This is a genomic window from Candidatus Woesearchaeota archaeon, from assembly GCA_016187565.1.
Classification (GTDB): Archaea; Nanobdellota; Nanobdellia; order Woesearchaeales; family JACPJR01; genus JACPJR01.
On the sequence record JACPJR010000010.1, the window covers coordinates 64,997 to 90,644 of the forward strand.

At 38.8% G+C, this 25,648-nt stretch carries 23 protein-coding genes; 14 read left to right on the plus strand and 9 right to left on the minus strand.

The window, feature by feature from the left end; genetic code table 11:
• The first annotated feature begins 3 nt into the window (after positions 1-3).
• From HYW21_03015 to truD, 11 genes are all read left to right on the plus strand, one after another.
• Positions 4-2,004, plus strand: coding sequence for a hypothetical protein (locus tag HYW21_03015; protein ID MBI2548296.1), 2,001 nt, complete (start codon positions 4-6; stop codon positions 2,002-2,004).
• Positions 2,005-2,066: 62 nt separating this feature from the next.
• The gene (locus HYW21_03020) at positions 2,067-4,619 is read left to right on the plus strand and encodes a right-handed parallel beta-helix repeat-containing protein (protein MBI2548297.1); all 2,553 of its coding nucleotides are present in this window, start codon (positions 2,067-2,069) and stop codon (positions 4,617-4,619) included.
• A gap of 317 nt (positions 4,620-4,936) precedes the next feature.
• Positions 4,937-5,986, plus strand: a complete 1,050-nt coding sequence (locus HYW21_03025; protein MBI2548298.1) for a hypothetical protein — start codon at positions 4,937-4,939, stop codon at positions 5,984-5,986.
• A 121-nt stretch (positions 5,987-6,107) separates the two neighbouring features.
• Entirely contained in the window at positions 6,108-8,738 is a 2,631-nt protein-coding gene (locus tag HYW21_03030) for a hypothetical protein (protein ID MBI2548299.1), read from the plus strand.
• A gap of 136 nt (positions 8,739-8,874) precedes the next feature.
• Positions 8,875-9,189 carry a hypothetical protein gene (locus HYW21_03035; protein ID MBI2548300.1) on the plus strand — a complete coding sequence of 105 codons (315 nt, stop codon included), beginning with the start codon at positions 8,875-8,877 and terminating at the stop codon, positions 9,187-9,189.
• 40 nt (positions 9,190-9,229) lie between these two features.
• Entirely contained in the window at positions 9,230-9,871 is a 642-nt protein-coding gene (locus HYW21_03040; protein MBI2548301.1) for an ATP-binding protein, read from the plus strand.
• Positions 9,872-9,916: 45 nt separating this feature from the next.
• Positions 9,917-12,142: a diphthine--ammonia ligase gene (locus HYW21_03045; GenBank protein MBI2548302.1), complete on the plus strand. Its 2,226-nt coding sequence runs from the start codon at positions 9,917-9,919 to the stop codon at positions 12,140-12,142.
• Between the two features lie 55 nt (positions 12,143-12,197).
• Positions 12,198-13,085, plus strand: a complete 888-nt coding sequence (locus HYW21_03050; protein ID MBI2548303.1) for a Dna2/Cas4 domain-containing protein — start codon at positions 12,198-12,200, stop codon at positions 13,083-13,085.
• A 49-nt stretch (positions 13,086-13,134) separates the two neighbouring features.
• Entirely contained in the window at positions 13,135-13,890 is a 756-nt protein-coding gene (locus HYW21_03055) for a DUF1624 domain-containing protein (GenBank protein ID MBI2548304.1), read from the plus strand.
• Between the two features lie 81 nt (positions 13,891-13,971).
• Complete coding sequence (locus HYW21_03060; GenBank protein ID MBI2548305.1) at positions 13,972-14,088, plus strand: hypothetical protein; 117 nt, start codon at positions 13,972-13,974, stop codon at positions 14,086-14,088.
• 163 nt (positions 14,089-14,251) lie between these two features.
• Positions 14,252-15,289 (plus strand): tRNA pseudouridine(13) synthase TruD, encoded by a 1,038-nt coding sequence (gene truD, locus HYW21_03065; protein MBI2548306.1) that lies wholly within the window; start codon positions 14,252-14,254, stop codon positions 15,287-15,289.
• 91 nt (positions 15,290-15,380) lie between these two features.
• Here the strand turns inward: truD and HYW21_03070 are convergent, their stop codons facing one another.
• From HYW21_03070 to HYW21_03080, 3 genes are all read right to left on the minus strand, one after another.
• Positions 15,381-16,481, minus strand: coding sequence for a hypothetical protein (locus HYW21_03070; protein MBI2548307.1), 1,101 nt, complete (start codon positions 16,479-16,481; stop codon positions 15,381-15,383).
• 285 nt (positions 16,482-16,766) lie between these two features.
• Positions 16,767-18,146, minus strand: a complete 1,380-nt coding sequence (locus tag HYW21_03075; protein MBI2548308.1) for a putative DNA binding domain-containing protein — start codon at positions 18,144-18,146, stop codon at positions 16,767-16,769.
• A 171-nt stretch (positions 18,147-18,317) separates the two neighbouring features.
• Positions 18,318-19,268: a hypothetical protein gene (locus HYW21_03080; GenBank protein ID MBI2548309.1), complete on the minus strand. Its 951-nt coding sequence runs from the start codon at positions 19,266-19,268 to the stop codon at positions 18,318-18,320.
• Between the two features lie 137 nt (positions 19,269-19,405).
• Here HYW21_03080 and HYW21_03085 point away from each other — a divergent pair, with 137 nt between their 5' ends.
• A complete protein-coding gene (locus HYW21_03085) occupies positions 19,406-20,041 on the plus strand; it encodes a hypothetical protein (GenBank protein ID MBI2548310.1) in 636 nt (211 codons plus the stop codon).
• Positions 20,042-20,078: 37 nt separating this feature from the next.
• Here HYW21_03085 and HYW21_03090 read toward each other — a convergent pair whose 3' ends face one another.
• Positions 20,079-20,714, minus strand: a complete 636-nt coding sequence (locus tag HYW21_03090; GenBank protein ID MBI2548311.1) for an adenylate kinase — start codon at positions 20,712-20,714, stop codon at positions 20,079-20,081.
• A gap of 33 nt (positions 20,715-20,747) precedes the next feature.
• Positions 20,748-21,209, minus strand: coding sequence for a hypothetical protein (locus HYW21_03095; GenBank protein ID MBI2548312.1), 462 nt, complete (start codon positions 21,207-21,209; stop codon positions 20,748-20,750).
• Between the two features lie 96 nt (positions 21,210-21,305).
• Here HYW21_03095 and HYW21_03100 point away from each other — a divergent pair, with 96 nt between their 5' ends.
• Complete coding sequence (locus HYW21_03100) at positions 21,306-22,043, plus strand: polyprenol monophosphomannose synthase (protein ID MBI2548313.1); 738 nt, start codon at positions 21,306-21,308, stop codon at positions 22,041-22,043.
• Here the strand turns inward: HYW21_03100 and HYW21_03105 are convergent.
• Genes HYW21_03105 through HYW21_03115 form a run of 3 tightly spaced genes read right to left on the minus strand, consistent with a single transcriptional unit; the run spans position 22,033 to position 24,395 of the window.
• Positions 22,033-23,067: a hypothetical protein gene (locus HYW21_03105; GenBank protein MBI2548314.1), complete on the minus strand. Its 1,035-nt coding sequence runs from the start codon at positions 23,065-23,067 to the stop codon at positions 22,033-22,035. The genes HYW21_03100 and HYW21_03105 overlap by 11 nt on opposite strands.
• A gap of 1 nt (position 23,068) precedes the next feature.
• The gene (locus HYW21_03110) at positions 23,069-23,731 is read right to left on the minus strand and encodes a hypothetical protein (GenBank protein MBI2548315.1); all 663 of its coding nucleotides are present in this window, start codon (positions 23,729-23,731) and stop codon (positions 23,069-23,071) included.
• Complete coding sequence (locus HYW21_03115; GenBank protein MBI2548316.1) at positions 23,712-24,395, minus strand: hypothetical protein; 684 nt, start codon at positions 24,393-24,395, stop codon at positions 23,712-23,714. The genes HYW21_03110 and HYW21_03115 overlap by 20 nt, the downstream gene beginning before the upstream one ends.
• A 99-nt stretch (positions 24,396-24,494) precedes the next feature.
• Between HYW21_03115 and HYW21_03120 the strand changes: the two genes are divergently transcribed.
• A complete protein-coding gene (locus tag HYW21_03120) occupies positions 24,495-25,238 on the plus strand; it encodes a hypothetical protein (protein MBI2548317.1) in 744 nt (247 codons plus the stop codon).
• A 7-nt stretch (positions 25,239-25,245) separates the two neighbouring features.
• On the opposite strand, the gene HYW21_03125 is transcribed toward HYW21_03120, so the two are convergent.
• Positions 25,246-25,647, minus strand: coding sequence for an ACT domain-containing protein (locus HYW21_03125; GenBank protein ID MBI2548318.1), 402 nt, complete (start codon positions 25,645-25,647; stop codon positions 25,246-25,248).
• Position 25,648 lies beyond the last annotated feature (1 nt).

A 25,648-nucleotide genomic window follows, 5' to 3' on the forward strand; every position in this document is an offset into this window, starting at 1 on the left:
CTTATGAAATCGAAAACTCTACACTTTACTTGTAGTTTGCTTTTTGTTGCAGTAGTTCTTTTTGCATCTGATGCTTTTGCTTTAAATGGAACATCTCCACAAAGAGCTGAAGTTTTAGAGAAAGGTGTATTATGGGTTTCGACAGGTGATGATATTCATAATACTAATTCTGGTAACGTGGGCATTGGAACGTTGATTCCTGAAGATAAGCTCCACGTACGAGGAGAGGATGCAGCGTTATCTGTTGAGCGAGTATATTCCGCTGGTGGAGAACTTAATTTGCGTCAAAGCGGTTCTGATGTTTTGACCTCAACGTTCCTTGGCGGTGTTGATTTTGAAGGGCAAGTTCTTGGACAAAACGCTCAATTTGCAAGAATTTCTGCGCATGCAAGCGAAACAAATGCCCAAAGAGGTAATATTCGTTTCTGGACAGCCAATGGGCAACAGTTGGTTGAGCAAGTTCGTATTACTGAAACCGGCAGCGTAGGCATTGGAACAACAGCGCCACAGGGTAACGTAGAAATACATGATACGGATTCTGAAACCAACATCATTCTTAGCAATAGTGGTAAGAATGGAAGAAGATGGAATATTCTTTCCTCTTCAGATGGAAGTCCTGCTGGTGAAGGTAAGTTTGTGATTGAAGATGAAAATGCTGGAGGTATGGGAAGATTTTTTATTACTCCTGATGGAAATATTGGTGTTGGAAGTTTAAGTCCTCAGGCAAAGTTATCAGCAGCCGGAACTATTCTTGCAGGTTCACGAGGGGACTATCATAGTGGAGGCGTTCAGAAAGTTCATGTTGCTGACCAAAATGGCAATCCAACCATGCTTGCAGCAACAAACTCTGGCAAAAGAACTGGATGGATCGGGGTTGGAGATTTAACCAGTTTAGTGACCGATTACGGCGATGTTACTGTTCGAGTAAATGGCTTCTGGAACGAATCTGATCCTTCTGTGTCTGGCACTGAAGTTATCAGAGTAACTTCTGGTGGTAATGTAGGGATCGGTACATCTTCTCCGTCAACTCAACTTGACGTCAATGGAAATATTACTTACAGGAATTGTCTTGGGGACAATGATGCACATAGCATTTGTCCAGATGGTATTAATGGTGGGCAAGTATTTTCTAATTTTTGGGGTAGCGGTGCATGGCGATTTCGTGATGCTGCACATAATAATCAAGATCGAGTTACTATCGATGTTGCATCAGGAAAGGTTGGTATTGGCACATCGGATCCTCAAGCAAAATTACATGTAGAGGGAAATATTCGTATTAGAGAAAGTGATAGCTTTGAATTGGGAGATGGATGGAGGAGAGTTGTTTCCGAAGATAATGGAAATGGTGGAAAGGATCTCTCATTCTATAACACCGCATGGGCAAATCCCCACGGAGGATTTACCTTTAGGCAGTCTGATGGAAGTGCTATCTGGATGAAAGTTAAAAATGATGGTAATGTAGGCATTGGTACTATCTCTCCTACTCAACGGCTTGATGTTGAGGGCTATGTGAAGGGAAGATCAGGCTTATGTATAGCTGATGATTGTCGAACGGTTTGGCCTTCAAATGGACCCGGTGGAGGAATTGAAGGAAGTGGTACTCCCCGTTATCTTACGAAGTTTACGAGCAATACTATTGTTGGTGATTCTGTCCTGTATGAAGATGGGAATGGAAATATTGGTCTTGGAACTACATCTCCCGGTGCAAGACTTCAGGTAGCTGGAAGTGTTATTTTTTCAGGGCTTTCTGTTGAGGGATCTGGTAACCATGGTGCAGAACTGAGAAGCTCTGATGGAGGAAGCTCGTACCTTGATTTTGCAAATGATGGAGCTGTAGATTATGATGCCAGACTCCGTTTAGCAAGCGATGATGCACTTGTTTTGGAAGGAGGAAACCTTGGCCTTGGGAACGTTAACCCTTCAGAGAGACTGGAAGTAACAGGAAACATTAAACTTAGTGGAAATATTCTGTCAGATGGAGACATCTGTATTGGAAATTGCTAGACCTGTTTACTCGAAATCTTTATTAACTTCCCCATCCTCCATTTTTCTTAGGGGGTGGTACGGTGAACAGTCGTGCTTTTGTCATGCGTGGTGGTTTCTTATTATTGTTAGTTATGTATGCTCTTTTCGCAGCATCTTTTGCGGTAGCATTGGGTTGTGGCGATACGATTTATGAAGATACAGTTTTAACTGAAGATTTGATGAACTGCCCTGAACGTGGGATTATCATCGGAGCAGATAATATCACCCTTGATTGCAAGGGTCATCGCGTTGATGGGCAACCTTATGGAAATAATGATCACTTCGGAATTTCTCTTCAGACCAAAACAGGGGTTACCATCAAAAATTGCTATATTACCGAGTTTTATCAGGGTCTTGTGCTGTTCTCAAGCTCTTATAACCTTCTTGAAAGTAATTATGTCTCTGTAGCCAGTGATGCTGGTATTTACCTCTCTTCAGGTTTTGGAAATTTTTTACAAGCAAACAACGTTAGTAATAATGGAGGTTCTGGTATCAATCTTGTTTCAAGTACGAATAGTATGCTTCTTATGAATACCGTGACTAACAACGGTGGGAATGGTATTTCTTTATTTTCCCATTCACAGCGTACAGACATACGTAACAATACGCTTCAAGAAAATGGAAAGTATGGGGGGAGTGACTTGTCTCTTAGCATAACAACGGTGGAGGATTGTGCTCAAGAAATTGAGAATAATATTGGTTCTGGAGGTCATCCCCTTGTGTATTTCAATACCGGATCCCATGCTCAGAATGAGAGATTCTCTCAGGTAATTCTCTGTGATGCCGATAACTCTACCTTAACTAATATTACTGTCGTAGGTTCAGACTCGCTGAAAAATAACGGATTCATGGTCTACTTTACTGATAATGCCATCTTTGATGGAATTACCAGTTCTCACCATTGGTTTGGTATGTACATCTGGGAAAGCTCAGGGAATACGTTCATCTCTAGCATGGCGAATGACAATGCTGTTGATGGTATCTCATTACGAAGCAACTCAAGAAATAATCGTGTTATCCGGAATATCCTTAACGGAAATGATTATCGGGGAGTGTATGTTGAACAGAGTTTCCCTGTCGAGTTGGTGGACAATACCGTACAGGAAAACAAACAATGGGATATTGCTCTTGCCCAGGAGAGAATCTCTGAATGTAATAATCAAATCTTGAATAATACGGGTTCTGGCAACAGGCCTTTTGTCTACTTTAATGAAACCGTTGTCTTAAATAATGAAATCTTTTCAGGATTAATTCTCTGTAATGCAGACAACTCTCTGTTAACTAATGTTACTGTTGTTGGTTCTGCATTGCTTCAAAATAACGGGGTTATCTTGCGATACATCGATAATACTTCTCTTATTTCACTTAACTCTTCCGAAAATAGAGAAGGAATAACCCTTTTTGACAGCTTTTCTAATACTCTTAAACGTGGTGTGATTCTTGATAATGGTATTCTTGATGTTGGATCTGGGATTTCAGTGCATGGTGGCGGTAACAATCTTATTACGGAAATGCTCTCACAGCGTAATCCAAAGGGTATTTTTCTTGGCGCGAGCAGTGATAATGTTCTGGGTAATAATACTCTTGATGGGAACGGGTATGGAATTGACATTTCTTTGGGTTTTCGTAACCAGGTTCTAGGAAACAAGGTGAGTAATAATAAGTATCCTGGCATTAATCTTTACGGTGATAACAACACTATTTTGACGAATTCTCTAGAGAATAATAGCCATGGTCTTTTTTTCGCTGAATTATCAAATAACAATACGATAACCAAGAATCAGATTATGCATAATAAGGACAGTGGTATAACCTTACATGGGTTAAACAATACCATCTCTCGCAACAGTATGAGTAATAATGATAACGGTATTGTCTTTACAAATGCTAGTTTTAATACACTCTTTGAAAATAATATTCTAGGAAATAATCGTTCTGGTGTTTCTCTGGAAGATGGTTCAAGGGGTAATCTTTTTTTCGAAAACTATTTTTTACATAATAGGATAAACGCCTATGAAGAGGTAGCTTCACGCTTTAATCAATGGAATTTGAGCACTGATGGTAATTACTGGTCAGATTTTGCACGAAACCCTGGATACCCTATGTTTTATCAAATATCTGGTCCAGGTCAGGGTATTGACTGGTTCCCTCGTGAACCTTCCTTTACCATCATCGATGATAGTGATCCTGGATTTTTAGTACTTTCAGGAAATTGGTGGCCTGTTAATCTCACGGATGCCTACAATGGGCAGAGTAGGTATAAGCTTCCTGGTAATGGGAGTGGAAGTGTTGGATGGCGTGTTGATAACCTTCTTGCTCCAAGGAGCTATGCAGTATTTGTCTGGAGGTTCGGTCACCGCTATTCACCAGACATGGCTACGAACGCTCCTTATAGAGTCTACCACCGTCAAGGAACTAGTCCCCGGATTGAGGTTGATCAATCTGCACCAGGGAGTGCATGGATTTCTCTTGGGGTGTATGATTTTAATGCTGCGAGTCTGCAAGGGGTTATTCTGAATGACTTTGCCAATGGTTATGTTCTCGCAGATGCTCTTCAATTTTTTCCGGTCTGGAATACAAGTAATGGTGAATAGACCTCTTTTACTCTTTTTATTTTGAAAGAATTAGGTTCAAATGAAAATGTTTTAAGAGACAAATAGAGAAAATAGCAGTTCAACCTTTGACTGGCGTGTTGTTGCTAAGCGACGGGGCTATGAGAACACAAGGACGGAATTAAGTGAAGGAACAGCAGCTGACCCTTATTTTTTAGCAGAAACCAAAACTTCACAAGCGAGGAACAGTTAGTTCCTCTTAATTTTTAATTTATTCTTTGCACGTCTTCTCGGGGTTTAGCACAAATTATTTAAAGAACAGGATTCCTTTATCTTTGTGTAGCACAAAGCTCTGTACCATGGGACTACTGCAAAATCTTGGTAAATATCAAAAAAAAGAGGATAGGGGAGAAAAAGATCGATTAGGTTCTTCGGGAATGAGCAATCTCCTCGACGAAAAAAAAGAACAAATATTGCTGGAAAATCCAGGATTATCTAAGGAAACTGAGCTCAATGAGGCTCTTTCTCTACCTTTATCAATGGAACAGAATTCAAATCTCCAAGATGCAGCAGCCCTAAGTTCAACCACGACCACGGTCTTGCCTTCATCCAATTCCTTAGACATGGCCTCTATCAGGGCATCCATAAAGAAAAAACTCCATCATGGTAACACCGACAAGGCATTCATTCCATCTCAACTACAAACCCAGTCTCTGTTACAGCAGCGTGTGTGCACGGGCATTCCTGGGCTGGATCAGGTTATGGAAGGCGGTTTACTTTCTGGATCAGTTACCTTGATTGGTGGAGGAGCTGGTTGTGGAAAATCTATTTTGGGTATGCAATTCCTTGTTCAGGGCGTTGAACAGTACAATGAACCGGGCATTTACCTGAGTTTCGAAGAGACTCCTACAAATATATTTAGGGACTTCTATCGTTTTAGCTGGAACATTGAACAAAAGATAAAGGATAAAAAATTAACTATCCTTTCCTATACACCAGAGCAAGTAGCCAAAGTGCTTGAGTCTGGTGGTGGTACCGTAAGAGACGCTATTGAAAGTATTGGTGCAAAGCGTTTAGTGTTAGATTCATTAACCGCCTTTACCTTACTCCATGAAACTGAACTTGCAAAGCGAAAAGCGGTCTTAAAACTTGCAGAAACACTGGCTTCATGGGGCATTACGGCTTTACTTATCGCTGAGCAGGAACCAGACCCTGAGCGTCATTTATCAACCATTGCAGAGTTTCAAACTGACGGGGTTATTTTGCTCTACAACATCCGCAAAGGGGATATCCGTGAACGAAGTTTAGAGATATTTAAGATGCGTGGCGTCAAGCATGCAGCTAAGATCTTTCCTATGCGGATTGATGAACGGGGTATAACGATCTATCCCGAAGAAACGATTTTTTAAGCCATTCTAGCCCTAATCATAATGATAATTTCGTCTTTTTCATTGATTTCTCTCATATTTTCGAAATTCTTCTACGAATCCTACCAAAACCCCTATGAATAGTTTCAGATCTAACTGCTGTATGGCTGATTTTATCAGAGTATACACCAGACACCCGAAACAATACTTTTCTCTCTTACTCTTTGGTATGATACTTTTAGTAAGCAACCTACCCTTTACCCATGCAGAGCTTATGCTTAACGAAATTATGTACAATCCCTCTACCCTGATGGGAGATGATTCTGATGTGGAATGGGTTGAGCTTTACTATGTTGATCCTCTGTACCCTTTATCCAATAATTCATTGAACCTTTCAGCGTGGGAACTGATCATTGGAGGGAAAACAACAACTTTAGAAGGTGATCTTGCTTCAGACAGTTACGTTATTGTCGCTAGAGAACTCCATGATGGTTCAGATGTGGATAATGATAGTTTCCTGTCTTTTTATGGTGAGAATCTCTCAGCTATTGCAATAGATGGGTATTGGGATTATCTTTCGAATGAAGAAGGAACGATTATTCTTCAGAATCCATCCCAAAATATTTCATTGACGGGTACCTATACTGATGCCTTAGGAGCTGATGGTAATGGTAATTCGCTTGAGTATGCAAACGAAACGTTCTTTGAAAGTCTAACCTTGTACGGAACTCCTGGTTATCAAAACAGTGTTCTTGAAAATCTTCCAGGTTTTAACCAGACAAATGAAACAAATGAAAGCAACGAGACCAATGAAACAACGAGCTATGATCTCGAACTGAGCATTTCGCTCGACAATCTCCTCTCGAGCAATGTTTCCTACGACCATTTATTTACCCTTACTAATCTTGTTTACCAAGAGGGAGATCAGGAAAACATTACGGTAACGGTTAACTACACGGTTTTTAATAGTGCGGGAGAACAAGAACGGTTGTATGAGAGCAATTTTACCACCCATCTTCTTTCCGTTACTAATGATGGAACCGGTAATTATACCTTTCCCGGCGAGGGGAATTATACCTTGTGTGGACGTATTCTCTATGCCTTTATTAACGAAACAAATCCACTCAATGAAACAAATCTGTCGAATAATGAGGTTTGTCAACAAATCATTGTTCTTCATACGATATTGCAGCCTTGTGATATTTCATTAACAATCCTCACACCAAAAGATCTCTATTTCACCAATGAATCTCTCGAGTTTACACCAACGCTCAATAACGAGAGCTTTTTATTTACCATTGAATATTGGATTGAGGATCTTTTTGGTATGGTGGTAAAGTCTCCGTACAATACCAGCAACACCAACCAAAAATCATGGACTCCTGATGAGGAACAGATTAATGTTTACCGCATTAAGGCACGCCTTGTTATGCTTGCCTGCAATGATTCTTTTCTTGACGACAATGTGGCTGAAAAAAGGGTTATTGTTCAAGGAGAAAAGCCATTTTCTCCGGTTCTTGAAGTTGAGGACATCATGCTCGGTAGTGACGAGGAGGCTGCTTTTGGAGAAGATATTCCGGTAAAGCTATCGATCTCTCGAGGGAATAGCACCAAATCAAGTATTGATCTTTGGGTTGAGGATAGTGATCAACAAAAGGTAAGTACGGTAAGTTCTGTTCGAGTTTACGATTCATATACCACCTACAAAGTTACCGTGCCTGTACAACTTAAACCGAATTGTGATGACGCATTTCCTGACACCAATTACACCCTTAAGATAGAAGGTCTTAATGGGGAAATAAATACCTCTTTGGTTGTTCATGGAAAGACAAGTTCACTTTGCCCTTCTGCATCCTGTCCTCAACAACAATCCTGTGGAAATTCTCCTTCTTCCTCTACCTCCTCTTTTGCCCCACCTCCAAAAGATCTCTCATTTGAGGTACTTACGCTTCCCGATCATATGATTCTTGAAACACCCTTCTCAACGAAAATTCGTATCACGAACAGTGGAACTCTCGAACGTACTGCAACGCTCTGGAGTTATGCTTATCGAGGGAATAAAGCCTACTCAGGAGAACGGGAGGCAAATAAGCAAGAAACAATCATAAAGCCTGGTGGTCAGGTGACGCTTGTTTTGACCAACACGATTGTTGCTGCAGAGCCGGGAATCTATCAGTTCAAAGTCAAGTACAAAAAAGACGACCAGAAAACAGAAAATGATTTGATAACCACCAATATAACACTCGCAGAAAATCTTCAAGAAAATGCATTACCCTCGCCCTCTGTTTCCATCACCGATTTTTATACCAGACATCGAAAATTTGCCGATGAAATTACCTTATATGTTGCGCTTTCCTCGCCCGAAATAACAAATGTTACCGTTGTTGTTGAGGGAGTTTCCTTTACAAATGCAACCTCGGTGTTGGTTAATGGCACAGAGATTATTGCATTTCCCGCCTTTCTTTATCCTGGGAAAAATGTTTTTTTTACCACGGTCTTTGATTCTCAGAATATTTCCTTGGGATTTCAACGCTTAGTTCTTTTTGCCAATGAGACAACCATCAAAACCCTTAACGAATCAGAAGTATTGTACCTTTCAAAAGATGATGGTAACTCCCTCACTAATACATTCACTGGCTCCGGTCTTCCCCAAATAACTGGTTCTGTTACTGGAGACTCTTTGGTTTATGAGTCCACCACAGCAAAAGCAAAAACAATGGTGTTACCGCTCCTTATTGTTGTTTTGGCCCTGATTTCAGTAACACTTGCATGGAAATTTTGGAAAGGAAAATAATTTTGGCGTTTCTCTTGAATTATGCAAACAAGATTCTGAAAACTTTAAGAATTTTCTGAGGGAGTACCTTTAAAGTAGTAACCTTGAGAAACATTTAAATACGTCCTGTTGATCCGTAAAACAAGGAGGTAATACTATGCAAGAGACTTATCACGTTCAAGGCAAGAACGAATTTTTGGAAGCAAGGCTTGTTGAAGAAAGTGGACGACAAGTGGTGCTTACTTATAGAAATGCAAGGGGAGACACAGCTACGGTAACTATCCAACATGGTTTAAGCACTTCAGTAAAAGGAAGATACACCGGTGGACTCATAACTGACCAGGGGATAGGAGGCTATCTTCTTGGATTAGACAGACTTGGACCAGAGTTAAGAGCACAAATTCCATCAGATTGGTATCAAGACTTAGGAAACTGGCTTGCGTCCAAAGAACATATTAAGTGTGATGAATAAATTTCACAATCTTTATAACTAATGTTCCTATTCTTGGTGTATGGCACTCCTGAGTTTTGCGCAACAAGATATCTCTCTTGAAGATTTTACCGATCCTTCACGAAGACCACCATTTCTTCAGGATGCACTCCAGCACGATACCCATCTTGATTACTTAATTTCTCAATTGGATACGGGTGGGATCTCTCTCAGGATTGATACCGATTCTTCTGATTATGAACGGTTTCAACCTTTGTTTACTCAGCATATTCAACCATTGGTAGAGGCATCTGGATATGCTGTTGACGATGCTCGGCTTCTCCTTGGTGAGGTATATGTAAATGCAGTACTTCATGGCAACGAAGCAGGCGAAATTCTGGAGTACCGACGGAGAGGATTGCCTATTCCAGAGCATCATGATGAAAATCTCCAAAAACATATCACGGTTGAGTATCTCCTTAGTCCTGCATTTTACCTTCTTCGGGTTACTGACGAGGGAGAGGGATTTGATATAACTTCAATCCAACATGATTTGACTCCAGAGCATCATCTAAGTAAATCCGGAGGAACAGGACAAGTAATGATCTTTCGATTATCGGATTCTTTTTATTACACGCCACCAGGAAACCGAATCACTATGGTAGTCTATCATCCCACGGTTAAGCAAGAAAGAATTTGCAGCGCATCTGCAGCACAGTCATGAGATTTAGTCGTGAAATTTATAAAGCCCGTTCTGTTTATTCCTTTTATGTGCGGTATTATGGGCATCTTTGGTACAAAGTACGCAACCTCTTCTTTAGTGCATGGACTATCCATGATGGCAAACCGTGGTCAGGATGGGTATGGTATCTCTGATGGTCACCAGTTTTTGTTTGAAAAAAAACTGACAAAACTCCGAGAGAAGACATCTCATCCTCGATGTGCATTTGCGGATAAAATAGCAATGGTTGGTCATTGCTTGCATTCGATTGTTGGTTTTGTTCCACAACCTTTACTTGGTAAAGGCACACTTGTGGTGAACAGCGAAATCTACAACTGGCAAACATTAGCCAAAAAATATGGTTTTTCCATAACTCCTTCTTCTGTTTCTTCCTCAACACTGACTTCAGCTCGTTTTTCTGTTGCAAATGATGCAGAGCTTCTGCTCAAGCTCTTGGATACGCATTCAGTAGAGCAGTTCCCTGCACTTCTTGAAGAACTTGATGGAGTCTATGCATTTGCTTACTGGCGTCAGAATACCCTTATCCTTGCACGTGATATCTTAGGCGTCAAGCCTCTTTGGTATGCAACACAGCCAAATTTTGCATTTGCGTCTGAACGTAAGGTTTTAGAAGTGCTCCATTACTATCCTATAACCGAAGTAAATCCGCGAAAGGTATTGCTTTACACTCCTGAAACAGGGATCCAGAGTATTTCACGCTCTTTTTTTACTATTACTCCTGAACATACAGCCCTAAAAAGAGGAATGGAAAAAGAACTTTGGGGTTTGTTGACTAATGCAATTGCTAAACGTATCCCGGATCAACCATTTGGTATTTTATTCTCCGGTGGCATTGATTCAACAATCATTGCTTCTATTTGCCAGCAATTAGGATTGCCGTTTACCTGTTACACAGCAGCCCTTGCTCCTCAGCCTGGGCAAAAGACCGCTGAAGATCTCATCATGGCAAAAAAAGTTGCTGAACATTTCGGATTTAAACTAAAAACACGAATCATTTCGCTGCAAGAAATGCAAGCATATCTTCCTAAAGTAGTACCACTTATTGAAGATACCAATGTGGTGAAGGTTGGTGTAGCATTACCCTTTTATCTTGCCTGTGAAATTGCAAAAAAAGAGGGGATAAAAGTAATGTTTTCAGGGTTGGGTTCAGAAGAACTTTTTGCTGGCTATGAGCGTCATAAGAATGCATTACTTCAGGAAGCTAACGTCAATAAAGAATGTCTTTCCGGGCTCTTGAAATTGTACGAACGAGATACGTATCGTGATGACGTTGTCACCATGCATCATGGTATTGAACTGCGATTACCATTTTTGGACAAAGACCTCGTAACTTATGCATTAAAAATTCCGACGAAATATAAATTAGATGGTCCACAAAAAGAGCATCCTCAAAGCAAGAAGATTTTGCGTGATACTGCACGGCAGATGGGCATTCCTGAAGAAATAGCAATGCGCAAAAAGCGAGCCGCGCAATATGGAAGCAATGTTGATAAGGGATTAGCACAACTAGCGAAGCAACAGGGATTTTCACATAAATCAGCTTATCTTCAACAATTTCTTCCAAGAAAAAACCTTACCCTCGGTGTTCTTTTCAGCTCTGGAAAGGATAGTTGTTTTGCTATGTATGTCATGCATCGACAAAATTATGAGATAGCTTGTCTTATAACCATCAAAAGTAACAACCCCGATTCGTATATGTTTCATACACCAAACATTGATCTTGCAGACCTTCAGGCACAGGCATTGGGCATACCTCTTGTTGTACAAATAACTGAAGGCCAGAAGGAAGAAGAATTACAAGATCTTTATCAGGCATTATATACTGCACGAGAAAAATACCACCTTGATGGAATTATTACTGGCGCTCTGTATTCAACCTATCAACGAGACCGTATTGAACATATCGGTGATACCCTTGGGCTTAAGATCTTTTCACCCTTATGGCATATGCATCAAGAAGAAGAATTAAAGATGCTTATTGATAATAACTTTGTTGTTCTTATCGGAGCTATAGCCGCTGAAGGACTTGATGAACATTGGTTAGGAAGAAAACTTGACGCAATGATGATTGAAGACTTACGAAAATTGCACGAGAAATACGGTCTTAATATTGCGGGAGAGGGTGGCGAATTTGAAAGTCTCGTGCTTGACTGCCCGATGTTTCACAAGCGCATCGAGATTGTCAAAGCAACAACAACAATGGAGTCCGTTAACCGCGGAAGATATATTGTCCATGATGCCAGATTAGTATAGCTTATTGGCAATTTTGCCATAAGTCTTATATATTCTAAAACCTTTCTCCGCTCTAATGGTAACAGTTTCAGTTACAGACCTTTCTGCATATCTTTTTTGTCCTAGAACCCTCTACTTACGACGAGTGTTAAAAATTGTTCCTCCTCCTCGGGAAGTTATGGTTAAAGGAACAATTAAGCATGCCATAATAGATCTCATGAATCGGCGAGAGCAAACCATTGTGACTTCTGTGCGAAGATTTATTTCTTATCCAGAGGTCTATCATATTTATAAAACAACCTATGGAAAACTGTTACGTATGACCATACTCAATAATCATCCTGCCTTAGCTGCTGTCGGTATTAGTGATCAAGAGATGTTCCGCCTTGCATGGCCTATGGTTTTGCGTGAAACCGAAGAACGGGCTCAGCATCTTTTTCAGTTCGTGAAAACCAATCAAATCTTTGGTGAGGAACTGTGGGATCGTCTTGAACCGAAGATTAAGTCAGAATTAAGCATTACCTCTGACAAACTTCAATTAAATGGAGTCGTCGATCAGATTAGAATTTATCCTGATAAGATTGTTCCTTATGAACTCAAGAGTGGCAAAACTCCACCAGAAGGTGAAATCTGGAAGAGTCACAAAATACAATTGACCGGCTATGCGTTACTTTTGGAAGAATCCTTTGGAAGGCCAATTAACGAAGGGATTATTCGGTATCTGGATGCTGAACGTCGAACTTCTCACGAAGAGACTTTAGATGTAATACCATCAGTCCATGATGATCGCATCCTTGCTATCAATCCTTTTTTGCGTGATGAAGTGAAAGCATTAATTCAGAAAGTTCAAATCCTGCTTTCATCACCGATTGTTCCACCTAAATGTCCTGAAAAGAAAGGATGTAAAGAATGCATGGCAGACCGACTATCAAGTCCAAAAGAGAGTGCTCCTCTAGAATCATGATTCTCGTGATACTCTTATTCTATGATCTAAAAATGGTCGGTAAAATGCAATGACAACAAATGAGCGATATTGGGAAATAGATAGTTTACGTGGTATTGCCATTGTGATGATGGTTTTGTATCATCTCCTCTATGATCTTTCTTTTTTTGCGGGGTATGCAATAGAAGTTCTTTCAGGATTTTGGTTGTACTTTGCTCGGGCAACAGCAACCTTATTCTTACTTGTCGTAGGAATATCCCTTACCTTGAGCGCATACCATGCACGATCTCAGAATAAAAAATTATCTTTTGTAAAACAACTGAAGCGTGGTCTTTTTGTTTTCGCTTTTGGTCTTCTTATTACCCTAGCAACCAGGTTTATTTTTCCTGAACAGTATGTTCGTTTTGGTATTCTCCATCTTATTGGCGTCAGTATTATCCTTGCTTATCCATTTCTCTCCTTTGGTATTTTAAATCTCATTGGGGGAATGGCGATTATTGGAATCGGTTTTTTGTTGAAGCAGACGACCTTCTCATTTCCGTGGTTACTATGGCTGGGGTTTCGTCCTGAACATTTTGCAACAATTGATTATTTTCCTCTCTTTCCCTGGTTTGGCGTTGTCTTGATCGGAATCTTTTTAGGAAATCTACTCTACACCATGTCAGGTCGTCGTTTTTCATTCCCTGATTTTTCTTCGTTGTTTGCTGTTCGATTACTCAGTTTTCTTGGGAAACATTCTTTACTCATTTATCTGTTTCATCAACCGTTTCTCGTTCTTCTCCTCTCAGTTGTAGGAGTAGTTCCTGTATCACTCCTAATCCAGTAGCACTTGTCATCAATACGGATATTACCCTCACTGATTGGGTAAAACTCTACTTTTCGAGCAGTACCATTAGAGCCAGGTACCATCTCATTTTCATCAAATTCGTGTCTCCAAGGTGGTGGAGCACCAAATAGTCTCGTCAGTTCTTGGGTTAGCTCGTCAATAGACACGGTAGGTCCATGCATTTCAAGAAAGCCATAAAATGCCTGATTTACTTTTGGTTCTCTGGGAGAATAGACAAGATATTCTTTCATAGCCATGATCATCCCCTGGTATCTTTTTTGTAATCTTCTATCCCGTTATAATCAATAATTTGGGGAAAAGTCCATAAAGTTATAAATACTTTTTCTATTTTCTGTCTCAGATGTACCTGCTTAAAAAAATTCCTGAGGATTTTATTGTTCAAGAGAAGAAACAGCTCACGTTTATAGAAAACGGAACATATAGTTATTTTTTATTGCGGAAGTGTGATTATACAACTGAAAAGGCTGTTGCGTTAATCGCACAACAACTTCACCTGCCCAGAAAGCGTATTAATTATGCAGGAGCAAAAGATAGGTATGCATGTACTGAACAATATATCTCTATCCGTGGTTATGTTCCTCGATTTCAGGAAAAATCCTTTGGAGCAAATGGGAGTATCACCCTTCGCTATTTCGGCAGAGGAAATGAACGTTTGAATTTGGGAAGTCATGAAGGAAATGCTTTTGTGATTACAGTCAGAAATCTTGATTCTGCTGATATTGACCAGCTCCAACAGCAATTACTGGTACTTAAAGATATCAATTATCACTTACCGAATTATTTTGATGTACAGCGCTTTAGTTCCCAGAACATTGCCATCGGTATGGCATTACTTCATCAGAACATGGAACAAGCAGCAAAACTCATGAATCCTTCAGTTACCCATCCTTTCGAAGAACTTCGCAGAAACCCTAAACGGATTCTCCAGCTTTATGTGCACAGTGTCCAGAGTGTAATCTACAATCGTATGGTTACGTTGTTTCTTCAACAAAAAATCAGCAAATATGTAATAGTCAATGAGCTTCTTTTTCCTACAGAGCGGCTTTCTTCAGCAATCTATGCCGCTGGTGCTCCTCTTGTCGGATTTGGAACTCCCGATGAACTCGAAACATACGATCCTGAAATGATAGCGCTTATCCAAAAAATAATGCAGGAATATCAGGTAACCTTTCGTGACTTTATTGTACGAAAATTACCTGAAGCAAGCTCCGAGGGAACTTCTCGTCAGCTCTTTTTTGATGTTGCTTCACTGAAGACTGGTATTCCTGTATCTGATGAACTACATCCAGGGAAGAAGAAGGTGCAAATCTCTTTCATACTACCTCAAGGATCGTATGCAACCATTGTCATTAAATTTTTATGTTTATCAAGAAGCTAATTTGCTGTAGGAGGCAAAGCCCCATAGCTAACATTCATGGGTTTTCTTTCAAGCCGTTCTTCAGGAACATACGGTACCACTCTTAGAAGATTTAATGATTTGGGCATTTTATCTCAATTGCTTTTTCAAAACATTGTTCTAAATGACTTGGATAATAAAGCACAAAATCTCCAGCAGTCATTTGTAAATATTTACAGCCTCTTGGAAAAATTTTTAATAATGCAGAGATATTTGGTTTCCCAGGGAGTACTACCCAAACAGGGCATTTTATTTCTTTAAACAATTTATTTAAATGATCGTCTAACTCGTTAAAGCTGTATCCAATTACAAAAACTCTGCTTGCTTTTGTTAATTCGTTTTTTGCATTTTCCTGGGTAGTATCAAAGTACGCCTGAAAAGAGTTTATCAACTTCTTTTTTGTGCCATCATCTAGGGGCGGGATTATTATTTGTTCATATTTTATATCATTTTGTTTGAAACCAATATCATTTCCATAATCGCCCATCTTTTTTTTACAATCCGTATAACTTAGAAATTTTTTATTATCATTAGTGTAAATAAACAAAAAATCTTTTTTATGACTTTCTTTTTTACTTTGATCAACATAAGCATGACCACCATGAATCTTCAAGATTAAAGGATATTTTATCTCTTCATTATTTTTTTTAAATCCGCAATGAATATTCTTGAGTTTAGAAATAGAGGTCTTGTTTTCATAACATCCTCCAGGAAGTTCACGTTCTATTAAGTTATCATAGTTGGGAGTTATTATTGTATTCTTTTCTCTAATTATCTTTTTATAAAAATCTAATCTTTTTTTGTCTTTGAAGTATTTCAAATAATTGAGATATAGCATCCAGTTAATTAAACACATAAAATCTTTTAAGTAGGTAGTATTCTTTTGATTTTGAAGATAAATTAAAGCCTTACAAATATCCTTTTTTATGGATGAATCTACTCTTGCTAATAAATTGAATATCTTCCTTATATCTTTTTGAAGCACAGCATCATCGCAAATTGATTTTTTTTCATTATCCTCCAACCAATTATAATCATACAGAAATTTTATAGATAACTTATCAAATTGAGATATCTGCTCAAACCATTCACTTACTAATGGAATGCCGTACTCCTTAGAAAACCCCGCACCTATGAAAAACACGTCTTTTTCATTTGGGTATGTTTTACTCATTTTAAACTCTCCTCAATGATTTTATGTTCTTCTTTTGTTATCCTATTGAGGTTTTAAACTTTTTGAAATCTCTCTTGGTCAATCTCGTCTGATTTCAAGAACTTGTGCATCTTCAGGAAAATATCCCTCAAAAAAAGCAGTCATCACACATTCCATCATACCAGTACTTATTATGCCCGCCGATCTCAATTCCGCATTTGTTGCAGTTGAATTTTTCTTCTTCAGCATTAGACATTTTCTATTATCTCCATAAGCGAATATTTCTTTTTGTATTTGCTGATTTTTTCATGTTATTACCCCCCAATGCCCACCTTTGTCGGGGCCGATTCTTTTTAATAACCCTTTTTCTTTTAGCTTTGCAAGATATTCCTTTACCGTTTCAGGGCTTAATTTGAGCTTCAGGGCCATCTCTTCACGGGTAATTGCGTTGTTTGTGGAAATAAGGTTAAGTATTTCTTCCTCTAACCTTGTGGGTTTCTGGGGGGTTTTCTGGGGGGTTTTCTGGGGGGTTTTCTGGGGGGAGTACTTTCCGACAATTTTGCCTATTTTATCTTCATCAGGCCTAAGCAAGGTTACAGCAAAGAACTTCCCGAATTCAAAAACTGGCGATTTCAATTCTGCTTTTTTCATTGCTTCTCTTATCCGGTTTATTCCGCTTCCGACCTGCTCAACTAAATCAGCTTTTTGCATTAAACTAAAGAGCAGGGGGTTTCTTGACAGGCTTCTTTTCCCGAATTCTTCCTCTTTAATAATCAATCCGCCGGGGTTGCTGATTTCAACCCTGTCATCAAAAACATCAACCTGAACTCTTGCGCCTTTTTCCAGATAGTCTCTATGTGCCAAAGCATTGATTAAGCACTCCTTTAAGGACTCTTCTGGAATTTCAAGAATTTCTTTTCTTGGCCCAGAGCCCTCAATCCGATAAATGATTTTAAGGTTAGTATACAAAAATTTCATGGAATTTTCATAATTGGACATAATGTCCTCATCAAAATCCTTTTTGTCAATAATATAGGTTTTATCTTTTCCCTTATAGAGGACGCAAGTAACAACCGCATGAGGGATGAATTGGCTCACATTTTTGCAAAAGAATAGAACCCCTGCGTTCTTGAATTTTCCATCATCAGTAAGTGTTCCAATATTCTTCAGAATTTCCCTTTCAGGAATTACTCTGCTTATTTTTGCAAGTGCCAGAAAATTGTTAAACTTCTTCCGATCATAGCCGTTTTGAAAACCAAATGCAGTATTAGTTGCTTCATCAAATAATATTTTTCTCTCTTTATTAAAAAATTCCCTGATTTCTTCAGTTGATAATTTTTGGGAATTGGTTCCTTGCCTTAAAAAGAAACCTGCAGAGCACCTATAAGGCTTGTTTATTCCTTCTTTAACATTTATGACTAAAACATTGTCAATTTCTTCGATAAAAACAGTTACAGGTGGATCGCAGTTCCTTGCAATATCTTGTATCTCTGATTTTAATTTGTTGGTTACCTTAACGCCCCTTATCTCACCTAAATCAGATATCCCTATGAAAATCTTGCCTCCTTCTGAATTGGTAAAAGCGACAATCTCTTTTGCTATGTTTTTTGAGTCAAAAGACTCTTTGAACTCTGTTTTAATTCCTTCTCCATTCTGGATAATAAACTCCAATCCTGTTTTATTCATATTCCCAGTCGTCTTCTATTATAGCAAAGGACACTAATAACCGTAACTTTATGTCCTTTGCTTATTAGGAAAAGACATACAAATTATTACGAAAATTAATGTATTTTCCTATAGATCCTCTTGTGGCATTTGTTTAGGCATCTCAAATTGAATATATATATATACACAGTATTAAAGTTCCATCCCTACCCGTGATTCAACTAAGCTAACGAGGATGTCATAGCAGTGGTGCATGAGAGTTACTAAAATCAGTTCATTTGTTGGGATTTTCCCTTGTAGTTCTGTGATCTTTGCAAAATTGTTCCATCGTGATCTACTGATATGCATGATTCTTTCCTTATTTAACTCATAAAAGAGAAGATGATATTCCTCAAAGGCTTTCTGAATGTCCTTCATTAATAATTTTGTTTTTTTATCTAATGTTTCTTGTTTAAATGTCAATAAATGTCGGGCAGCGAGACGATAAACATCAACGATCTCATCCAGTCCAGTAATGATATGATATAAGAAGATGGTCTTACGGTAATCTTTATAGCCAGCGCGATAAAGTATTCTCAGGCAGAAATTCGTGAATTTGGTGAGGCCATCATGTTTTTCCTCCATGGTTGCAAGTAATGACGTGTCCATCTTTTCTACTGCTTCCATTACCTGTGCAATATAGTCACGAATTAACAGGAAAATCCGTCGAAGGATGTCATCAAAGTCTTTCAGCGAACTCTCTGAAATATCTTTAATAATGGCATGGTCTTTTCGTTCCTCGACAATTTCAAACCCAACCAGCATACCGACTTCACGTTTAATGGCATCGATGGTTTTTACCGTTGTACCCATCTCAAAATTTTCACACAGGGGATTCTTGAATAGTACCGTAATCTCGTCAGCACCAACCTTGTAGGAAGACCTCAGCTCATGTCGAACCGAAGAATAATCTAAGCCGGTAATGTCAATAGTAATCTGCTGTGCTGTTTTACGGTTCTCTGCGAAGGAACTGATAAGGAGGGTATTGCCACGTTCTTCGACATCTACCTCTGTTTTTGTTGTAATACCACACTGTTGCGTCCACTGCTTTGGGAGCGTGATCGTGAGCGTGTTGTTTCCCTGCTGGATGACTTTTCGCTTCATGCTCGCAAGAGGTAACTACGTCTTTATAAAACTTTTGAAAATATATTTTTCGAGATAATAAGACTATTATGATATATTTCAATATATTTGATAAGGTAAAAGAATATAAGTATCTACCTGTTTTAAGAAGCTGTTTTATGGGTACAGCATCTCCAGAGTATAACGGACATTTGTCCTATGACCGCGACGACGCAGGAAGACCACATCTGTCGATTGGCGTACCTGCAGGGCTTGTTTCTTATCTTTGTGAGCGGTTACCTCAACCAGGTGTTCTTCATGTTGGACCCCGAGATGACCAACCCACCTTGGATTTTACGGTTTTAGATGATTATTTTGGTCATGATGGCACACTAAGCAGACCTCTTACAGTCAGCCAAGGAGGGACTATGGTTAGTATTGAAGGGAGAAATGGGTTGTACACTCATCCAGGGGTTGCAGTAAACTATGATGATGGCTCTATGGTGGAGTGCGTTGATATTTCACCGAATGCCAAGTCTATCTACTGTGGATTTACAGATATTAAAGTGCCTACAGGGGATACAGTTGAGGACCAAGTACGCCTCTTTTATGTTCCAGGCAAAGAATTTTTTGATGTAGTGCTTTCTGTCCCTCGAGGAGAGCGTACTCATCTTTTGGGTATCAGCGGTATTGTTGCTCGACTTATTAGTGAGAATCTTTCCCCATCCTATGTTCATTCCCGACAACCCTTGGATGATGCATTAGTTCAGTTAGGATATGGTAGACCTAGTCCACAACGACCAGACGTTTGGTAGGCTCTCGTCCTTGTACTATCTTCTTGCGTGTGAACACTTATACTTTCTTTACGAGGTTCATAATATCCGTCGTTACTTCTTGAATGGGTTTGCTTCCGTCAATCGTTCTGAGTAATCGTGCTTTCTGATAATACTCAACGAGAGGTTTTGTTTGTTGATGATACACTTCTAATCTTCTTTTGATGGTTTCTTCCTTTTCATCATCTCGTTGGATGAGTTTGCCTTTACACTGGTCACAGATGCCCTTAACATGAGGGGGGTGGTAATCTAAATGATAGACTGCACCACAATTACTACAGGTTCTTCGACGGGAAATGCGCTTAATTGCTTCCTCATCGTGGAGCTGAATAGAGAGCACATGATCAATAGGCGTCAATTTTTGTAATGCTATTGCCTGTGCTGTTGTTCGTGGAAATCCGTCTAAAATAAAGCCGTTTATGCAGTCTTCTTTGGTAATCCGTTCCTTAATAATCTTAATGATAAGATCGTCAGGTACAAGCTCTCCAGCATCCATATAAGCCTTGGCTTTCTTTCCGAGGAGTGTGTTGTTCTTTACTGCTTCTCGTAATATGTCTCCTGTTGAGATCTGCGGTATCTTGAGAAGTTCCATCATTTTTTTTGCTTGTGTACCCTTTCCTGAACCAGGTGGGCCTAAAAGGACGATCCGTTGCATATGCTGCTCCTTAATTCCTTGTTATTTGTGTGTTTAGCCGAAATAGGCAAGTCTTTCCTGCGCCTCGCTCTCGAGTTGCCAGCCTTCCTTTACTTTTTTCATAATTGGGGCTATTTTTTTCTTAAGAGCTGGCCATTCTTTCCAAAACAGATTAATAAACAAGGCGTTCTCTTTTTCGGTGTTTGTCACACTTACTTCTGTTGCATAGCGCAGATACCACATAAGGCGTCGATATAAAACATACATCTCCTTTTTTTCTTCTTCATCAAAATTCTTTGCCTCATAGAGCTCGGTAAAAACCTGGTCCGGTTGTAAGATCTTATCAAGAATATCCAGGTATGGGTCAATTCGGTCAATGATCTTTTTACGGATCTCGCCTAGAAGGGACCTTTCTGTTTCGATATCGTTTATTTCAAATTCCTCATCAAGCTCTTTATAGAGAGGAAGTTTGTATTTTTTTTGTAATGTTTTATAATGTTGTTCTTTGTTGCTCATGGTAACGCAGGAGAGTAACCTCTTTATTTAAATTTTGTTGTCCTCTAAGGTAAACGAAAGAAACATATAAATAGCCAGTCCCTCTTTTTCGTCTTCATGAAAGTTTGTATCATCTTGCCTACCTATAACGAACGAGCAAATATTGCTCCTCTTTTTGATCAGCTTATGACCGAATTTTCAGTGCTTGAACGTCTTTTTTCAGTGCAGATGCACCTTGTTGTTGTTGATGATAACAGCCCTGATGGTACTGCAGATGCTGTTAAGGCCTACAAGGGCCGTTATCCTCAGGCTATAGATCTCTTGACTGGCCAAAAACAAGGGTTAGGTATGGCCTATATACGGGGGTTTCACTATGCACTCCAGCAGGGATATGATGTTGTGTTTGAAATGGACGCAGATTTAAGCCACGATCCCAGCAATTTACGTAATTTCTTACAAGCAATCCAGGAAGGAGCGGATTTTGTTATTGGTTCACGATATATCCATGGAGGGAGCATCAACGACTGGAGTATCTTCCGGAAAGCGATAAGTACTGGAGGAAACTTTTTTGCACGTATTGTTGCAGGAATGTACACGGTTCATGATTGTACCTCTGGCTATCGGGCAATTCGTGCAGATCTGTTACAACGCATTCATGTTGATACTTTACATGCAAAAGGATATGCCTTCCAGATGGATCTGTTGGCAGCAGCATTACAGGCAAATGCGAAAATTGTAGAAATCCCTATTGTTTTTGCTGATCGTACACATGGAAAATCAAAATTAGGTGCAAAGGACTTTACTGAGTTCATCCGTAATGCGTTTATCTTGCGATTGAAAAAGTTTAAGGTTTAGGTTTAAGCTTTGTTACTGTTCCCTTGTCTGTATCTACTTCTATCAGGTCACCATCATTAAGAAGTTTTGTTGCATTTCCTGTTCCCAGCAATACAGGTATCTTGAGTTCTCTACTGAGTACAGCGGCATGGCAGGTCACACCTCCTTCATCGGTAACTATTGCTCCTGCTCTTTTCACACCCTCTACTATTAAATCTGGTGTTGTCATTCTTGAAACTATAATATCACCATCATTCATTTTCTCTATATCTTCAATAGTTCTTACTACTTTTACTTTCCCTGTATACGATGCTGGGAATGTTCCTCTTCCTGTAAGTTCATTACTTGCCTCTTCATTAATAACATAACTTTCATTTTCCTTTAGAAAAAACTTACCTTCTTGAAGGAGGAAATAACAGTTCTGTCTATTGCTGATAAGACTCTTTACATCTAGCTCATCCCCATCCAGCAAATGTATGATTTCTATTGGTTTTAGGAATTTTACTTCATCTGTACTTACATCAAACCTTTTTCCAATTTCTTCAAATACTGGCTCAATAAGTTCATGTGTCTTGTTAAAACTTGATCTTCCTAAGAATCTTAAATCCGCCATTCTATCTATTGTTTTCTTTTTTTCTTCTAATCCATCGGTAAAAATAGTGATATTAAAATAAGGGTAAGGTGCCTTATATCGTCTGAAGTATCCCTCTAATAATTCCTTAAGCTCCCTATTTGATAATCTATCTAAATCTCTTTTTGCAATCTCTTCTGAAAAATGAACCAAGTTTTCAAAATGGAATTTCCCTCTTTCCAATATCTTACTCATGAATTGAGGATTTTGAGCTATTTTATCTTTCAAGAATTTTGAAAATTCTTTTCCACTTTGCTTCTGAACAAAATGAGCAAACGTGTTTCCTCTTCTTATTGTTAAAAAATTGCTATGGTGTCTATTATGAACCTGTGGGAAATCCTCAACATAGTTCTCATAGAGAAGATAATTCTTCAAAAAGTCCCCTTCTCTTTCCACTAATTTTTCCCAGGTCATGTTATTTTACCATCAGATCTATACCTCGACATCCAGTGACTAAGTCAGACAGTCTTTTTTTTGCTTGGGGTAGATTTACTTCTACTTCAGTAATATGATTTGAGAATAAATCCAATAACATATAGGAACAAACTGCAAATTGCGAAATCATGTCATTTGGAAATTCAGATACTGATACATTTGCTTTTTCACCCTTTTTTTTATGTACTACCATCCTTTCAACTAATTCTCTCTGTCTTCGTGCGTAAGAAATATCACTGACTTCCACTGAATTGAAGTCCCGTTCATTTTCAAATATGTAATGTACAGTGTCCTTGTAACAGTAAAAGCGAATAGGAAAAGAAATGCCTTCTGGAAGAAATCTCATCTCTCTTCTTTCCGTGACTGCTCTATCTTTCCCGAATTTCTCGACTAACCACTCTGCAGGATAATATAATCCTATTGTTGCTATTCTTTTTTGCTGTTTAATTGGAACGATTTCTCTTCTGCTTCTATCAGGCATTCCAAGAGTATTCCATAAAGTATCAGAATGTCCGACAAAATGGTGGTAAGTTTCACTTTGATCAAGATATATGATCATAGCCTTTATTCGCTGAAATACTTGTCCTGAACCAAAATAGGTTTTGTATTCTAATACACTAAAATCATATTGAAGGTCTTTCATGGTAGTCTTTAACCCCATCAAAACATGATATTTTAACCACGCCCTTATCTACCAATCCCTCTAAGACTTCACCAGAGTATTGATTTTTCCTATCAACTAAATAGATGCTCGCTGAACCATTGGCTTGCCTGATACCATCTGAGGCAGCCCTGCAAACAGAGGGCTTATCGTCAAAAATAGCATAAATCCCTCCTTCTGTTCTTTCCCATAACCTTACAAATGTCTCTGGAAAGTCTTTATCTCCAATTTCCTCTCCAAGAAAATACTCATCTACAAGATCAGACAGCTTTTGATTTGCTCCAATTGGCAACCCATAAAGAATATCGGTAAAATCTTTTGAAGCTGAGGTTAATATACCAATTCTTCTTCTATTTTCCTTAACTTTTTGAAATCGTGGAACAGTATCTGGAAATATAGTTGCTTCTAAATCTATTAGAAAATCGCCAGTTCTATATGCCTGAGTCCAAACAGTACACATAGCTGAGAAACACTCTTGTGGTATGCTATGTCCTTGAACTTCTCTATTTCTCGCTTCTTCTTTTAGCTTTTCTGCTAATTGCTGATCACTAACATATCTATCAATATTATTAACTATAAATTCATACATCCCTTTTACAGCTCTGTGCGTTGTTCTTCCCATATCATAAAGTTCTATCATTTTCATCACCCTAACTCAATAACAGAATCAATATATAAATTTTTGTTGTTATATAGTATTACAACAATAATAAAATTTAAATACTCGTGGGTATTACTGGATCATATGGACGTAAAATCAATACTCGAAGAAGCAGGATTGGCAGGCAATGAGGCCAAGGTTTATCTGGCATTATTAGATTTAGGCTCTACATTAGCTGGAGATGTCACCAAAAGATCAGGAGTAAATAGAACTAATGTTTATGATGCGTTAGACAAGCTTATTGAAAAAGGTCTGGTGAGTTATGTGATTAAAGCTAATAGAAAATATTTTGAGGCTGCATCTCCTACAAGGATTATCAAGTATCTTGACGAAAGAGAAGAGGAAATCAAGAGAAAGAGAGAGCTTGTCAATTCTGTCTTAACAGATCTTGAAACAAGGAGGAAATTAAATAAAGAACCTCAAGAGGCAACCATCTATAAAGGAAAAAAAGGATTGAGATCAATAGCTGAAGATGTTCTGAAAACAAAAAAAGAATTGCTGGTTTTTGGAGCAGAAGGGAGATTTGTTGACATATTCCAGCATTATGCTGAACAGTGGCACATGAAACGAGGACTATTGAAAATTCCAATAAAGATAATTTACACTGAAAAAACAAGGAAAAAAAAAGCTACAGCGAAGTTTCCCATTTCACAGATAAGGTTTAATCCTCATGTCTATGACACTCCGGCAACTACCTGGATCTATGGGGATAAAATCGCAATAATTGTCTGGTCAGATCAACCTATTGCTACCCTTGTAAGGAGTAAAGAGGTAACGCATTCTTACCGACAATTTTTTACGGTGTTGTGGAACTCATCAAAAAAATAAAAGAGCATTACTTTTTTTCAACCGTACAGCCAAGCTTTTCAAGAGTCTTTATCGCTCTTGTTAGGTTACTTTTCTTCACCATGAGGTGATCTGTGGAGTACGCAGAAATCACCATAATCGGAATTTTTTCTTGTGCAAGTGCTGTAGAAACAGTTGCCACAAATCCAATTAACTCAAATGGCAAAACCATAGCAAAAGTCAGCATTCTCCAATTCTTTTCAATGGCAATTGCATTTTTTTGAAGGAATTGGTTTTTGTTGCATTGTAATTGATCAATAATAACGGTTGTTTCATTCTTATCGACAATATTTACAAAAGCATCCGGACTTGTCGTCTTTGATTTGACAATGACAAAGGTTTCTTTCCAGACATAGACTTTGCCATTTTTGAAATAGGCTTCAACGTCCATG

What these genes read in the sequence shown, in the direction of transcription:
- HYW21_03045 (MBI2548302.1), top strand. Translation starts at nt 9,917, where the DNA reads ATGTGCGGTATTATGGGCATCTTTGGTACAAAGTACGCAACCTCTTCT.
- HYW21_03050 (MBI2548303.1), top strand. Translation starts at nt 12,198, where the DNA reads ATGGTAACAGTTTCAGTTACAGACCTTTCTGCATATCTTTTTTGTCCT.
- HYW21_03015 (MBI2548296.1), top strand. Translation starts at nt 4, where the DNA reads ATGAAATCGAAAACTCTACACTTTACTTGTAGTTTGCTTTTTGTTGCA.
- HYW21_03075 (MBI2548308.1), bottom strand. Translation starts at nt 18,146, where the DNA reads ATGAATAAAACAGGATTGGAGTTTATTATCCAGAATGGAGAAGGAATT.
- HYW21_03025 (MBI2548298.1), top strand. Translation starts at nt 4,937, where the DNA reads ATGGGACTACTGCAAAATCTTGGTAAATATCAAAAAAAAGAGGATAGG.
- HYW21_03035 (MBI2548300.1), top strand. Translation starts at nt 8,875, where the DNA reads ATGCAAGAGACTTATCACGTTCAAGGCAAGAACGAATTTTTGGAAGCA.
- HYW21_03030 (MBI2548299.1), top strand. Translation starts at nt 6,108, where the DNA reads ATGGCTGATTTTATCAGAGTATACACCAGACACCCGAAACAATACTTT.
- HYW21_03085 (MBI2548310.1), top strand. Translation starts at nt 19,406, where the DNA reads ATGGGTACAGCATCTCCAGAGTATAACGGACATTTGTCCTATGACCGC.
- HYW21_03110 (MBI2548315.1), bottom strand. Translation starts at nt 23,731, where the DNA reads ATGAAAGACCTTCAATATGATTTTAGTGTATTAGAATACAAAACCTAT.
- HYW21_03125 (MBI2548318.1), bottom strand. Translation starts at nt 25,647, where the DNA reads ATGGACGTTGAAGCCTATTTCAAAAATGGCAAAGTCTATGTCTGGAAA.
- HYW21_03055 (MBI2548304.1), top strand. Translation starts at nt 13,135, where the DNA reads ATGACAACAAATGAGCGATATTGGGAAATAGATAGTTTACGTGGTATT.
- HYW21_03040 (MBI2548301.1), top strand. Translation starts at nt 9,230, where the DNA reads ATGGCACTCCTGAGTTTTGCGCAACAAGATATCTCTCTTGAAGATTTT.
- truD (MBI2548306.1), top strand. Translation starts at nt 14,252, where the DNA reads ATGTACCTGCTTAAAAAAATTCCTGAGGATTTTATTGTTCAAGAGAAG.
- HYW21_03120 (MBI2548317.1), top strand. Translation starts at nt 24,495, where the DNA reads ATGGACGTAAAATCAATACTCGAAGAAGCAGGATTGGCAGGCAATGAG.
- HYW21_03105 (MBI2548314.1), bottom strand. Translation starts at nt 23,067, where the DNA reads ATGACCTGGGAAAAATTAGTGGAAAGAGAAGGGGACTTTTTGAAGAAT.
- HYW21_03090 (MBI2548311.1), bottom strand. Translation starts at nt 20,714, where the DNA reads ATGCAACGGATCGTCCTTTTAGGCCCACCTGGTTCAGGAAAGGGTACA.
- HYW21_03100 (MBI2548313.1), top strand. Translation starts at nt 21,306, where the DNA reads ATGAAAGTTTGTATCATCTTGCCTACCTATAACGAACGAGCAAATATT.
- HYW21_03095 (MBI2548312.1), bottom strand. Translation starts at nt 21,209, where the DNA reads ATGAGCAACAAAGAACAACATTATAAAACATTACAAAAAAAATACAAA.
- HYW21_03080 (MBI2548309.1), bottom strand. Translation starts at nt 19,268, where the DNA reads ATGAAGCGAAAAGTCATCCAGCAGGGAAACAACACGCTCACGATCACG.
- HYW21_03115 (MBI2548316.1), bottom strand. Translation starts at nt 24,395, where the DNA reads ATGAAAATGATAGAACTTTATGATATGGGAAGAACAACGCACAGAGCT.
- HYW21_03070 (MBI2548307.1), bottom strand. Translation starts at nt 16,481, where the DNA reads ATGAGTAAAACATACCCAAATGAAAAAGACGTGTTTTTCATAGGTGCG.